This window comes from Pseudomonas sp. P105, from assembly GCF_032614175.1.
GTDB lineage: Bacteria > Pseudomonadota > Gammaproteobacteria > Pseudomonadales > Pseudomonadaceae > Aquipseudomonas > Aquipseudomonas rhizophila.
The window spans coordinates 5,649,818-5,662,344 of sequence record NZ_CP126693.1 but is presented as its reverse complement, the minus strand read 5'-3'; the positions used below and the strand labels follow the sequence as shown (position 1 = coordinate 5,662,344).

Annotated in this window: 13 protein-coding genes; 7 read left to right on the top strand and 6 right to left on the bottom strand. The window is 58.9% G+C overall.

Annotated elements, in window-relative coordinates:
* Complete coding sequence (gene trpE / locus QOM08_RS25470) at positions 1–1,482, top strand: anthranilate synthase component I (RefSeq protein ID WP_047228055.1); 1,482 nt, start codon at positions 1–3, stop codon at positions 1,480–1,482.
* Positions 1,483–1,589: 107 nt separating this feature from the next.
* On the opposite strand, the gene estP is transcribed toward trpE, so the two are convergent.
* Positions 1,590–3,497: an esterase EstP gene (gene estP, locus QOM08_RS25465; RefSeq protein WP_316912282.1), complete on the bottom strand. Its 1,908-nt coding sequence runs from the start codon at positions 3,495–3,497 to the stop codon at positions 1,590–1,592.
* A 410-nt stretch (positions 3,498–3,907) separates the two neighbouring features.
* On the opposite strand from estP, the gene QOM08_RS25460 reads away from it, so the two are divergent.
* The 4 genes from QOM08_RS25460 to QOM08_RS25445 are packed head-to-tail and all read left to right on the top strand — an operon-like array spanning position 3,908 to position 7,096.
* Positions 3,908–4,501, top strand: a complete 594-nt coding sequence (locus tag QOM08_RS25460; protein ID WP_047228053.1) for an aminodeoxychorismate/anthranilate synthase component II — start codon at positions 3,908–3,910, stop codon at positions 4,499–4,501.
* 9 nt (positions 4,502–4,510) lie between these two features.
* The gene (gene trpD, locus QOM08_RS25455) at positions 4,511–5,560 is read left to right on the top strand and encodes an anthranilate phosphoribosyltransferase (RefSeq protein WP_092400967.1); all 1,050 of its coding nucleotides are present in this window, start codon (positions 4,511–4,513) and stop codon (positions 5,558–5,560) included.
* Positions 5,557–6,393, top strand: coding sequence for an indole-3-glycerol phosphate synthase TrpC (gene trpC, locus QOM08_RS25450; protein ID WP_047228051.1), 837 nt, complete (start codon positions 5,557–5,559; stop codon positions 6,391–6,393). The genes trpD and trpC overlap by 4 nt, the downstream gene beginning before the upstream one ends.
* Before the next feature lie 4 nt (positions 6,394–6,397).
* On the top strand, positions 6,398–7,096 hold the full coding sequence (locus tag QOM08_RS25445; protein ID WP_047228050.1) for a biotin/lipoate A/B protein ligase family protein: 699 nt from the start codon (positions 6,398–6,400) through the stop codon (positions 7,094–7,096).
* Here the strand turns inward: QOM08_RS25445 and crp are convergent.
* On the bottom strand, positions 7,093–7,737 hold the full coding sequence (crp, locus tag QOM08_RS25440) for a cAMP-activated global transcriptional regulator CRP (RefSeq protein WP_047228049.1): 645 nt from the start codon (positions 7,735–7,737) through the stop codon (positions 7,093–7,095). The two genes, QOM08_RS25445 and crp, sit on opposite strands and share 4 nt — an antisense overlap.
* A 234-nt stretch (positions 7,738–7,971) precedes the next feature.
* Here crp and QOM08_RS25435 point away from each other — a divergent pair, with 234 nt between their 5' ends.
* Both QOM08_RS25435 and speD read left to right on the top strand, forming a co-directional pair.
* Complete coding sequence (locus QOM08_RS25435; RefSeq protein WP_003206127.1) at positions 7,972–8,394, top strand: OsmC family protein; 423 nt, start codon at positions 7,972–7,974, stop codon at positions 8,392–8,394.
* A gap of 239 nt (positions 8,395–8,633) precedes the next feature.
* A complete protein-coding gene (speD, locus tag QOM08_RS25430; protein ID WP_047228048.1) occupies positions 8,634–9,428 on the top strand; it encodes an adenosylmethionine decarboxylase in 795 nt (264 codons plus the stop codon).
* Between the two features lie 127 nt (positions 9,429–9,555).
* Here speD and coq7 read toward each other — a convergent pair whose 3' ends face one another.
* The 4 genes from coq7 to QOM08_RS25410 form a co-directional block, all read right to left on the bottom strand.
* Complete coding sequence (gene coq7, locus QOM08_RS25425; protein WP_047228047.1) at positions 9,556–10,203, bottom strand: 2-polyprenyl-3-methyl-6-methoxy-1,4-benzoquinone monooxygenase; 648 nt, start codon at positions 10,201–10,203, stop codon at positions 9,556–9,558.
* Positions 10,204–10,277: 74 nt separating this feature from the next.
* Positions 10,278–10,616 (bottom strand): histidine triad nucleotide-binding protein, encoded by a 339-nt coding sequence (locus tag QOM08_RS25420; protein WP_003316306.1) that lies wholly within the window; start codon positions 10,614–10,616, stop codon positions 10,278–10,280.
* A gap of 82 nt (positions 10,617–10,698) precedes the next feature.
* A complete protein-coding gene (locus tag QOM08_RS25415; RefSeq protein ID WP_047228046.1) occupies positions 10,699–11,487 on the bottom strand; it encodes an SDR family NAD(P)-dependent oxidoreductase in 789 nt (262 codons plus the stop codon).
* 62 nt (positions 11,488–11,549) lie between these two features.
* Complete coding sequence (locus tag QOM08_RS25410) at positions 11,550–12,506, bottom strand: DUF805 domain-containing protein (RefSeq protein ID WP_274090705.1); 957 nt, start codon at positions 12,504–12,506, stop codon at positions 11,550–11,552.
* Positions 12,507–12,527 lie beyond the last annotated feature (21 nt).

Below are 12,527 nucleotides of genomic sequence, written 5' to 3'. Positions count from 1 at the left end.
ATGATCCGCGAAGAATTCCTGCGTCTAGCCGCTGCCGGCTACAACCGTATCCCGCTTGCCTGCGAAACCCTGGCCGACTTCGACACACCGCTGTCGATCTACCTCAAACTGGCCGATGAGCCCAACTCATACCTGCTCGAATCGGTGCAGGGCGGTGAGAAATGGGGCCGTTATTCCATCATCGGCCTGCCGTGCCGCACGGTGCTGCGGGTCCATGACCATCGTGTCAGCGTGACCCATGACGGCGTCGAGATCGAAAGCCTGGAGGTCGAAGATCCGCTGGCCTTCGTCGAAACCTTCAAGGCTCGCTACAACGTGCCTACCATCCCCGGCCTGCCGCGGTTCAACGGTGGCCTGGTGGGTTATTTCGGCTACGACTGCGTACGCTATGTGGAAAAGCGTCTGGGCACCTGCCCGAACCCGGACCCGCTGGGCGTGCCGGACATTTTGCTGATGGTCTCTGACGCAGTGGTCGTCTTCGATAACCTCGCCGGCAAGATGCACGCGATTGTCCTGGCTGATCCGTCCCGGGAAGACGCCTACGAGCAAGGTCAGAAAAGTCTTCAGGCGCTGCTGGAAAAACTCCGGCAGCCGATCACGCCGCGTCCTGGCCTGGATTTCAGCAAACAGTCGGCGGCCGACCCGGTGTTCCGTTCCAGTTTCACTCAGAACGATTACGAAAGGGCCGTCGATACCATCAAGGAATACATCCTGGCCGGCGACTGCATGCAAGTGGTGCCGTCGCAACGGATGTCCATCGACTTCAAGGCTGCGCCCATCGACCTGTACCGGGCGCTGCGCTGTTTCAATCCGACGCCTTACATGTACTTCTTCAATTTCGGTGACTTCCATGTTGTGGGCAGTTCACCCGAAGTGCTGGTGCGGGTCGAAGACAACCTGATCACTGTGCGGCCTATCGCTGGCACCCGCCCTCGTGGGGCCACGGAGGAAGCCGACCGGGCGCTGGAAGAGGACCTGCTGTCGGATGACAAGGAAATCGCCGAGCACCTGATGCTGATCGACCTGGGCCGCAATGACACCGGGCGCGTCTCGGAAGTCGGTTCGGTGAAGCTCACCGAAAAGATGGTCATCGAGCGTTATTCCAACGTGATGCACATCGTCTCCAACGTCACGGGCCAGTTGAAGGCCGGGCTGACGGCGATGGACGCCCTGCGGGCCATCCTGCCGGCGGGAACGTTGTCTGGCGCCCCGAAAATCCGCGCCATGGAAATCATCGACGAGCTGGAACCGGTCAAGCGTGGGGTGTACGGCGGGGCCGTGGGCTATTTTGCCTGGAACGGCAACATGGACACTGCCATTGCCATCCGCACCGCCGTCATCAAGGACGGTGAGCTGCACGTGCAGGCCGGCGGCGGGATCGTGGCCGACTCGGTGCCGGTGCTGGAGTGGGAAGAAACCCTGAACAAGCGCCGGGCAATGTTCCGTGCCGTGGCGCTGGCCGAGCAGACCCCAAGCGACTGAATGGAAGCTGATCAACTGTGGGAGCGAGCCTGCTCGCGAGGCGATGCATGTGTCGAACATGACGGCCTCATCGCGAGCAGGCTCGCTCCCACACAGGGTTATCTCGATCAGAAATCCAGACTGACCCCGACACTCACGCCCTGCTGGGTAAAGTCATCGTCCTTGCGCAGCGTATAACCGCCCCGCAGGGCCAGATCGTTGGTCAACTTGTGGCTGACCCCCAGGCTCAGGCGATTCAAATGACTCTGCGGCGTATAGCCTTCAAGCGTGAAATCATTGGCCGGCAGACTGTTGAGGGCGATGTTCACTTTTTGGGTGTCGTCTTCGTACTCGCGTTCGTGGGCATATTCGCCATACACCTGGGTCTGACGGGTGAAGTTGTATTTGCCTTGCAAGCCAATGCCCAAGCGTTTCGAGTCGCGGGTCTGGTCATCGAAAGTCAGGGCGGTGGAGCGGCTGCTCTTTTCTGAATACCCGTCGACTTCCACCTTCGCATAATCGGCGCTGATAAACGGTGACAGGTGCCACTGACTGCCCGGCTGGGCAATGTCGTAGCCCAGGCGCGTGCTGAATGCCCACAGGTGACCGTCGGTGTCACCTTTCTCTTGCGCCTGGTTGACGCCCAGGTCGAACTTGCGCTCCAGGTTGTCGTAGTCGAGCTTGCCGCCGGTCAACGCGGCATCGGCCCACCAGCGGTTCTGCTGGAACTGGGCGAAAGCGGTGGCCAGGTAGCTGTTGAGTTTGTAGTCCGAATCGGCGCTGCCTGCCTCCATGTCCTGGCGGTAGAAACCGGCGGCTACACCCACGCGCCAAGCCTCGTTGAGACGATAGCTGCCACCGACGTTCAGGCTGTAGCCGCTGCCGTCGGCGCTGGCGCCACTGTTTTGGCTGTCGATGTCCAGGTGCTGGCCGCCGCCTGCGACGATCGCCCGCCATTGGCCGACGGCTTGCCAGTTCTCCCAGTCCGATTGCCACTGGCTGCGTAATTCATCCTGGTGGGCGCGCAGGGTCGAGTGGGCCATTTCCGGCAGCAATGTCAGCTCCCATGGCGCCGCGAGCAGGGAAAAGGCGTAATCGGCGATCAGTTGCTGTCCGGTCTCGGTGGGGTGGACCGAGTCGTTATAGATCAGCTTGGTGGGGTCTGGCGTCGCGCTGTTGATGCCATAGGTGGGGTTTTCCGTGCAGCCGTTGCCGCTGAAGCAGGTGGCGGTGAGGTTCTCGCCGGTGGCGAGGCCGAATCGTGCTGGATCGGCGAAACTTTCCTGCAGCAGTAGCGGAACGTTCAGTGGAATGATTTCGGCATCAATGCCTTGCAGCCGCGTGACCAGTTGCTGGTTGAACTGGTTGCTGAGCTGCGAAACGGCGTCTTGCAAAGGCGTGCCATTGAGCGCAGGGGTCAGGCCCAGGTCGGGCAGCAGCCAGACCATCACATAACGGGCTCCGGCGGTTTGCAGCACCTGGACACTGTCGGCCAGGCGGTCCGCGGCGGCGTTCGCCTGGGCGGGGGTCAGTACCAGGCCCTGGAGGAAGTCGTTACCGCCCCCGGAAAGGTAGTACAGCGCGTTCGGGTCGGCACGCAGGCCGTTGGACAGCAGGTATCCGTCACGGCTGCGTTCGCCAGTGTCGGAAACGCCGGTAATCGACTCGAGGATCTGGTCGGTGCGATACCCGCCCACGGCCCAGTTGTTGCCATCGGCCTGGCCTTCGCTGGCACGAACCGCCGAGGTGGATGCCGCGGTTTCATCATCGGAAAAGCCCAACCGTCCGCCCAGCAGTTGGGTGGAATTGAGGGAATAGGATTCGCCGCTGCCGTCGTGATAGAGCGGGCCGGTGCGGTTGGTAAAGCGTTGCGTGGCCCCGGACGGACCGTTCGGGTCGGCAAACTGGCCGGCATCGTTGAGGCTGTCGCCAAACACGATGAAGCTGGAGTAGGGATTGGGCGCGGCGCTCGCCTGGGCGCAGGCCATTGCCAGCAGACAGCCGGCCATTGGTACGAACAACGTTTTTCTTAGCATGAGAAAGTCCGTTTTTATCTTATTGTTGTTAGAAAACGAAACGACAGTACCAAAAACTTCCGGCGTTTTGCCATCCATCAGGCTCGTCGCGATTGTTTCAAAGCCCTTCGGGGGTCGTCATATTGCGTGCACCGTCCAGCTAAGCTACTGTGCCGGAACGTATGAACGAGACTTCCCCTGTGTCGATTGTCAGCAAACTTCTGGATCAATTGATCAAGGCACACGCCCGTTGGCGTTGGCGCGCCTGAACGTTCTCTGCCGGCCTGGCCGGACCTGTACCGATTTGCCTTCTTTACCCGCTTGAAAGTCGCTTCGCTGGCTCATCACACGCCTCGCCAAGCGCAACACCGCGCGGGTCACTCTCCGAAGGCTGTATTTCAAGTCAGTGAATTCAATAGGTTGCTTACGCCATGTTGCTGATGATCGATAACTACGACTCTTTTACCTACAACGTTGTGCAGTACCTGGGCGAGCTGGGCTCCGAGGTCAAGGTCGTGCGCAACGACGAACTGACCATCGCCGAAATCGAAGCCCTCAAGCCCGAGCGCATCGTGGTCTCTCCCGGTCCTTGCACGCCGACCGAAGCGGGCATTTCCATCGAAGCCATCAAGTATTTCGCCGGCAAGCTGCCGATCCTGGGTGTCTGCCTGGGGCACCAGTCGATCGGCCAAGCCTTTGGCGGCGACGTGGTGCGCGCCCGGCAAGTCATGCACGGTAAGACTAGCCCGGTATTTCACGAGAACAAGGGCGTGTTCGAAGGTCTGAATCTTCCGCTGACCGTCACCCGCTACCACTCCCTGATCGTCAAGCGCCAAACCCTGCCAGATTGTCTGGAACTGACCGCCTGGACTCAGCTCGAGGACGGCTCTGTGGATGAAATCATGGGGCTTCGTCACAAAACGTTGAATATCGAAGGCGTGCAATTTCACCCCGAGTCTATTCTCACCGAACAGGGTCACGAGCTGTTCGCCAACTTCCTCAAACAAACCGGCGGCACGCGCTAAGGACTTTTCATGGATATCAAGACAGCCCTGAGCCGTATCGTCGGCCATCTCGACCTGAGCACCGACGAAATGCGCGATGTGATGCGCGAAATCATGACCGGACAATGCTCGGATGCGCAGATCGGCGCGTTCATGATGGCCATGCGCATGAAGAGCGAGAGCATCGATGAGATCGTCGGCGCGGTTTCGGTCATGCGCGAGCTGGCGGACCAGGTCGAACTCAAGACCCTGGATGGCGTGGTGGATGTGGTGGGCACCGGCGGTGACGGCGCCAATATCTTCAACGTTTCCACGGCCTCGGCCTTCGTTGTCGCCGCGGCCGGTTGCACCGTTGCCAAGCATGGCAATCGTGCGGTCTCCGGCAAGAGTGGCAGCGCCGACCTGCTGGAGGCGGCCGGGATCTATCTGAACCTGACGCCAGTACAGGTGGCGCGTTGCATCGATAACGTGGGCATCGGTTTCATGTTCGCCCAGACCCACCACCGCGCCATGAAGTACGCCGCCGCGCCGCGTCGTGATCTGGGCCTGCGGACGATGTTCAACATGCTCGGCCCGCTTACGAATCCGGCCGGTGTGAAGCATCAAGTGGTCGGTGTGTTCAGCCAGGCATTGTGCCGGCCCCTGGCCGAGGTCTTGCAACGTCTGGGCAGCAAGCACGTGCTGGTGGTCCATTCGAAGGATGGCCTGGACGAATTCAGCCTGGCTGCACCCACGTACGTGGCTGAATTAAAAAATGATCAGATCAGCGAGTATTGGGTCGAACCTGAAGACCTGGGCATGAAGAGCCAGAGCCTGCATGGGCTGGCGGTGGATGGGCCGGCCCAGTCGCTGGAGCTGATTCGCGATGCCTTGGGGCGCCGCAAGACTGAAAATGGCCAGAAGGCCGCCGAGATGATCGTGCTCAATGCGGGCGCCGCGTTGTATGCGGCGGATCACGCCAGCAGTCTCAAGCAGGGCGTGGAACTGGCCCATGATGCGTTGCACACCGGCCTTGCCAGGGAAAAACTCGAAGAGTTGGGTGCATTTACCGCCGTATTCAAAGTGGAGAACGAAGGATGAGTGTGCCAACGGTTCTGGAAAACATTCTGGCTCGCAAGGCTCAAGAGGTTGCCGAACGCAGTGCTCGGGTCAGTCTGGCAGAGCTGGAAACCTTGGCGCGGGCAGCGGATGCGCCGCGTGGCTTTGCCAAGGCGCTGATCGATCAGGCCAAGAGAAAGCAGCCAGCGGTGATTGCCGAAATTAAAAAGGCCTCCCCCAGCAAAGGCGTGATTCGTGAACACTTCGTCCCCGCCGACATCGCCAAGAGCTATGAGAAGGGCGGTGCGACTTGCCTTTCGGTGCTGACCGATATTGATTTTTTTCAGGGCGCCGATGAATACCTCAAACAGGCGCGGGAGGCGTGCAAGCTGCCGGTGATTCGCAAGGATTTCATGATCGATCCTTACCAGATCGTTGAAGCCCGAGCCCTGGGCGCAGATTGCGTGCTGTTGATTGTGTCCGCCCTGGACGATGTGAAAATGGCCGAGCTGGCGGCGGTCGCCAAAGGCGTGGGCCTGGATGTCCTGGTAGAGGTCCACGATGGCGAGGAGCTGGAGCGGGCCTTGAAGACCCTCGATACTCCGCTGGTCGGCGTGAACAACCGCAACCTGCATACTTTCGAAGTCAGCCTGGAAACGACTCTGGATTTGTTGCCGCGTATTCCGCGTGATCGCTTGGTGATCACCGAGAGCGGGATCCTGAACCGGGCCGATGTCGAGTTGATGGAAGTCAGCGATGTGTATTCGTTCCTGGTGGGCGAAGCGTTCATGCGCGCGGAAAATCCGGGTACCGAATTGCAACGTCTGTTCTTCCCTGAACGCGGCGTTCCGATAAGCGGTTCGACGCTGGATTGATTCAATGTCGCCGGTGATTTCCCTGACCGTCGAAGCCGGTCTGCAAGCCGAACAGGATTTGCTGGCCAGCATCTGTGCAGGCGACGCTGAGTTCGGCTTGTTGTTCTGGCAGCCCAATGATCGCGCGCTGGTCATGCCTCGTCGTTTGAGTCGTTTACCGGGGTTCGAACACGCCTGCCAAATCTCGGCGGCCCACGACTGGCCAGTGCTGCTGCGCGAAACCGGCGGTGAGCCGGTGCCGCAGTCTGCCGCCACCGTCAATATCGCCCTGGTTTACGCTCCGCCGCGTAGTGAAGGCGACCATGGCCGTATCGAAACCGGTTATCGCCGGTTGTGTGATCCGATCTGCCAGTTATTGGATGAACTGGGTGGGGTGGCTTCGTTGGGTGAAGTCGAGGGTGCGTTCTGCGACGGTCGATTCAACGTCAATCTCGACGGCCGGAAAATGGTCGGCACCGCTCAGCGCTGGCGTCAGAGCAAGGGCGGCCAGCGCCCGGTGGGTCTGGTGCACGGAGCCCTGTTGCTGGAGAACGAACGCGAATCGATGGTTGCCGCGGTCAATCGTTTCAATGAAGCCTGTGGCCTGGCGCAGCGAGTGCGCGCCGAGAGTCATATTGCCTTGCATGAAAAATTTCCGGCGCCTCACGCGTTGCAGCGGCTTGAGGCGCTGTACCGGGAACTGCTGACCAGGCTGCTCGCCTAGCGCGTCCCAAAGACCACCATGGTCTTGCCTTTGACGCTGACCAGGTTGCGCTCTTCCAGATCCTTGAGCACACGACCGACCATCTCCCGCGAGCAACCCACAATCCGCCCGATTTCCTGGCGCGTCACCTTGATCTGCATGCCGTCCGGGTGGGTCATGGCATCGGGTTGCTTGCACAGTTCCAGCAAGCAGCGGGCGACGCGACCGGTCACGTCGAAGAAGGCGAGGTCGCCCACCTTGCGGGTAGTGTTGCGCAGGCGCTGTGCGATTTGTCCGCTGAGGACGTAAAGAATGTCCGGATCCTGCACCGACAGTTCCCGGAACTTGCTATAGCTGATCTCCGCGACCTCGCATTCGACCTTGGCCCGTACCCAGGCGCTACGTTCCTGTTCTTTGCCTGCCTGTTCAAACAATCCAAGTTCGCCGAAGAAATCCCCGGCGTTGAGATAGGCGATGATCATTTCGCGACCGTCATCATCCTCGATCAGGATCGTGACCGACCCTTTGATGATGAACGACAGGGTGTCGGAGCGATCGCCCGCGCAGATGATGTTGTGCTTGGCCGGGTAGCGGCGACGCTGACAGTGCATCAAGAGTTTGTCGAGATTCTTGATCTTGGGTGTGGGAGTAATGGCAACCATGGTTGTATCCCGAAAGACTGCGCGGTGTATTGATTTGGATTTTTTGTGGGGCGCGACTGGCAATCGCTATAGCTGGCCATACGCCAGCTAATTGGCGCCAGCTTAACAGAGGCGTCCCTAATTGATTTGAGAATTTACCTACACGTATTTGTCATGCGTCCTAAGGCAGAAGCCGCCGTGGCGGGGGGCTGTGCTAAGCTGGCGACCCTTTTTTCAGACAGTGGAGTCTTGGCGATGAAGGCACGCATCCAATGGGCTGGCGAAGCCATGTTCCTCGGTGAGTCAGGTAGCGGTCATGTGGTCGTCATGGATGGCCCGCCAGAAGCCGGAGGTCGGAACCTGGGTGTAAGGCCGATGGAAATGCTCCTGCTGGGCGTGGGCGGCTGCAGTAACTTCGACGTGGTCAGCATCCTTAAAAAATCGCGCCAGGCCGTCGAAAGTTGCGAAGCTTTCTTGGAAGCGGAGCGCGCCACCGAAGACCCGAAAGTGTTCACCAAGATTCACATGCATTTCGTGGTGAAGGGGCGTGCCTTGAAGGAAGCCCAGGTCAAGCGCGCCATTGAGCTGTCAGCCGAGAAATATTGCTCGGCTTCCATCATGCTCGGCGCCGCCGGTGTTGAAATCACTCACGATTATGAAATCATCGAATTGGGTTGAATCGACATCCAACCATCATAAAAGCAGTGCAAGCTCTGGCGATCAGAAGCCGACCTCTGCATAATGCGCCACTTTTTTCAGGGCAGTGATCGGTCCTCCGGCCGGTCCCTTGTCTGGACAGACAACCAAAATCGCCATCGCGAAGAGGTGTTAACCGTCCTACGCAGGTGCGTCGTTCGCATCTGACGGGCATGCTTGATCACGCGGCCAGGCCGCAATACATAGAGAGTTTTCAAACGGTGAAAAGCAAACTCAAGCTCCATGGGTTCAATAACCTGACAAAGACCTTGAGCTTCAACATCTATGACATCTGCTATGCGGAAACCCCGCAGGACCAGCAGGCCTACGTCGAGTACATCAATAAAGAGTACAACGCCAAGCGCCTCACGCAGATCCTCACGGAAGTTGTCGATATCATTGGTGCCAACATCCTGAACATCGCCAGTCAGGACTATGAACCCCAAGGCGCCAGCGTGACCATTCTGATCTCGGAAGAACCGGTGACACCGACCGACAGCCAGATCGAAGAGTCCCCGGGCCCATTGCCGGAAATCATCCTGGCCCACCTCGACAAGAGCCACATTACGGTACATACCTACCCGGAAATCCACCCGGTGGATGGCATTGCGACGTTCCGTGTGGACATTGACGTGTCGACCTGTGGCGTCATTTCACCGCTCAAGGCACTCAATTTCCTGATTCACCAGTTCGACTCGGACATCGTGACGGTGGATTATCGCGTGCGTGGCTTTACCCGCGACGTTGAAGGCCACAAGCACTTTATTGATCACGAGATCAACTCGATTCAGAACTATCTCTCCGAAGACACTCGCGACGCGTACCAGATGACCGACGTGAACGTGTATCAGGAAAACCTGTTCCACACCAAAATGCTGCTCAAGAATTTCGAGCTTGATAACTACCTGTTCGGGGACGCTACCAGCAACCTTTCTGCTGAACAGCGGGATCAGGTGGAAGACCGTGTGAAACACGAGATGCTGGAAATTTTCTACGCGCGCAACATGCCACGCTGAAGGTTTCAGCTACAAAAAAGGCGGCTCCCCATGGGAGTCGCCTTTTTTAGTTTCTGTAGAACGTGGATGAACGCTCAGGCCTGCAACGCTGTGGCGTGGGTATAACCCCTTCGCCACCCTTGCACGATCAGATTCGATAGGTGCTCTTGGTCATGACCTTGGCCAGCAGGCTCATGCCGAACTTCACCGGCGCTGGAAAACGAAACCCTCCGGCCTCGAGTGCACTTTCGGCGTGCTGCTCTTCATCCTCGCGCATCTGCTTGAGAATCGCCCGGGACTTTTCGTCCTCGGCCGGCAACTGCTCCAAGTGCTCATTCAGGTGTTTGCACACCTGATGTTCAGTGGCCGCCACAAAGCCGAGGCTGACTTTGTCGCTGATCAGCCCGGCCACTGCGCCGATTCCAAATGACATCCCATAAAACAACGGGTTCAGGACGCTGGTATGGCTGCCCAGTTGGTGAATGCGTTGTTCGCACCAGACCAGATGGTCGATTTCTTCCTCGGCGGCATGCTCCATCGCCTCACGTACCTGGGGCAGCTTCGCCGTCAGCGCCTGGCCCTGATACAGCGCCTGGGCGCAGACTTCACCGGTGTGGTTGATGCGCATCAGCCCAGCGACATGGCGGGTTTGCTCGTCACTCATTTGCACGTCTGGCTGCACGATAGCCGGCGATGGACGGTAGGGCTGACCACTGAAGGGCAGCAGCGTACGCATCGCGGTATCAGCTTGCAGCAGTAGACGGTCAATCGGTGAGTAGTGACGTTGGGTAGTCATGCTTACCTCCGGGAAAAATCTCGGCGGCCAGTTTAACTCAATCGGCCGCTCAGGATTTGCGTTGGGTCAGGGTATCAACCCGGCGGCCAGTTCATCTGGCGCTGCCCAAGCACATGCATATGAATGTGATAGACGGTCTGTCCCCCAAGTTCATTGCAGTTCATCACCACACGAAAACCTTCTTCGCAGCCCAGTTCAAGCGCCAGGCGCTGGGCAGTGAACAGGATATGCCCGGCCAAGCCTTTGTCTTCTTCGGTCAGATCATTGAGCGTGCGGATCGGTTTCTTTGGGATGACCAGGAAATGCACAGGTGCTTGTGGGGCGATGTCGTGGAACGCCAGAACTTGATCATCTTCGTAAATGATCTTGGCCGGAATCTCCCGGTTGATGATCTTGGTAAACAGAGTATCCACAGCTGTTTCTCCATTGGGTTAGTCGAGCTTGAGTGTACTTAAGGCGCGATTGGCGAGCCCGGGTTTTCACGGCAAAAGGCATTCAGCGGGGGCAGCAGGCCTTGTTGGTCATGCCGGCAATCGTGCGAACCAGCCATCGCGGGCCCAGCCGCGGCAACGCTGCCAGCCAGCGATTGCGGCGCCCAGGAATGATGATCGCCCGGTTTTTTTCCAGTGCGCGCACGGCATACAGCGCGACTTCCTCCGGGCTCATCAGGGTTTGACTGTCGTTGAATTTCTGTTCATTGAGCTGCGCCCGGGCGAAAAAGCCGGTTCGTGTCGGGCCAGGGCAAAGCACCGATACCTTTATTGCGCTTTTTTTCAGCTCGACCCGCAGGGCTTCGGAGAAATGCAGCACGTAAGCCTTGCTGGCGTGATAGGTGCTCATCCAGGGGCCAGGCTGGAACGCGGCGATCGATGCAACGTTCAGGATCTGGCCACCGCCCTGCAGCGCCATGCTGTTGCCCACCGAGTGACAGAGCCGCGTCAAGGCGAGGATGTTGACTTCGATCAGGTCCTGCTCGGTCATCCAGTCCTGGCCCAGGAACGGCCCGCTGGTGCCGATACCGGCACAATTGACCAGCAGGTCGATCTGTCGCTCGCCTTCTTCCAGCTCGAGCAGAAAGCCTGAAAGCCTCAGCGGTTCCCCCAGGTCACAAGCCCGGAACAACACCTCCACGCCAAAACGCTGAGTCAATTCGATTGCAATACTTTCCAGCCGATCACGCTGTCGAGCCACCAATATCAGGTCGCGACCGCGGCGGGCGAGTGCTTCGGCCATTGCCAGGCCAATGCCACTGGAGGCGCCAGTGATCAGAGCGTAACGGGTCATGCAGTTCTCCATCGCAACGGCCCGTCACCAGTGTACTGAGCTGTCACCGGCACGAAGCGCGCTTATTGTTCCTCTTCATAGTCTACAGAAGGCGCAGCAGGCTCGGCTGCTTCGACGGCTGGTTCTGCAGTGTCTTCATCAATGAGCTCGCTGCTCTCATAGCTGCTCAAGGAACTGCTGTCGTATTCCTCTGTGATGCCGCTGAATGCACCGGCCATTGCGGCGAGGAAAGCCACCACGATCATGACAATCCACAGTGACGAAAGTACCTTGACCGCAGTGCTGTTGGGCGGCGGCGGGGGGCCATAGCGATTGGCGCCGGTGTTGCCGGGCAAGGCCATGAGTACGAAGGGGAAGACACTGCCCACGAACGGCACCAGGTTGAGCAGCCACAACCACCCGGACCAACCCAGGTCGTGCAGGCGCTGGACGCTGAACTGGATGCTTACATAAGCAAAGCCCAGTGCGATGATCAGTCCCAGCAGGCCGCCGACGATCATTGCCGCCGTGGAGCTGGAGGCGAGGATCCAGGTCAAGCCCAATGAAAAGGCTGTGCCCACCACAAACAGCATGACCAGCGTCAAGGCCATGGTCCAGCCCAGGAAGCGCAGCCGTCCGATGCGCCCATCGAAGCTGAAGGGCTTGAGCGTGCTGTACTCGGCCATTGCTTCACCCACCTCGGCTCGGGGTGGCGCGTAGGGCGATACCGGGTCGATGATTGAGTCCGGGTGGCGTCCGTTCGACGTCGGCGAATGCTGTACCTCGTCCAGGTTCAGTTCGAGGGAAGGTTCGGCTTCGATTCGCGCATCGATCCCGCTCTTGTTGAGAGCCTCCAGGTACTTCTGCGCTTCGGCCTGGGACAGGTTGCTTTTAAGCGCCACCTTGCGCCCGCTGAACAACCGCTCAATGGCACTGACATCGCTTTTGAACAGTTCAGCCAGGTTGAGCTTGGCTGTGGTGGTTTCGACACCCGGCAGCAGGGCTCCATCAAATACGATATTGAAACGGGTTTCGCTCATGCCAGGCATCCTTGTCTCATA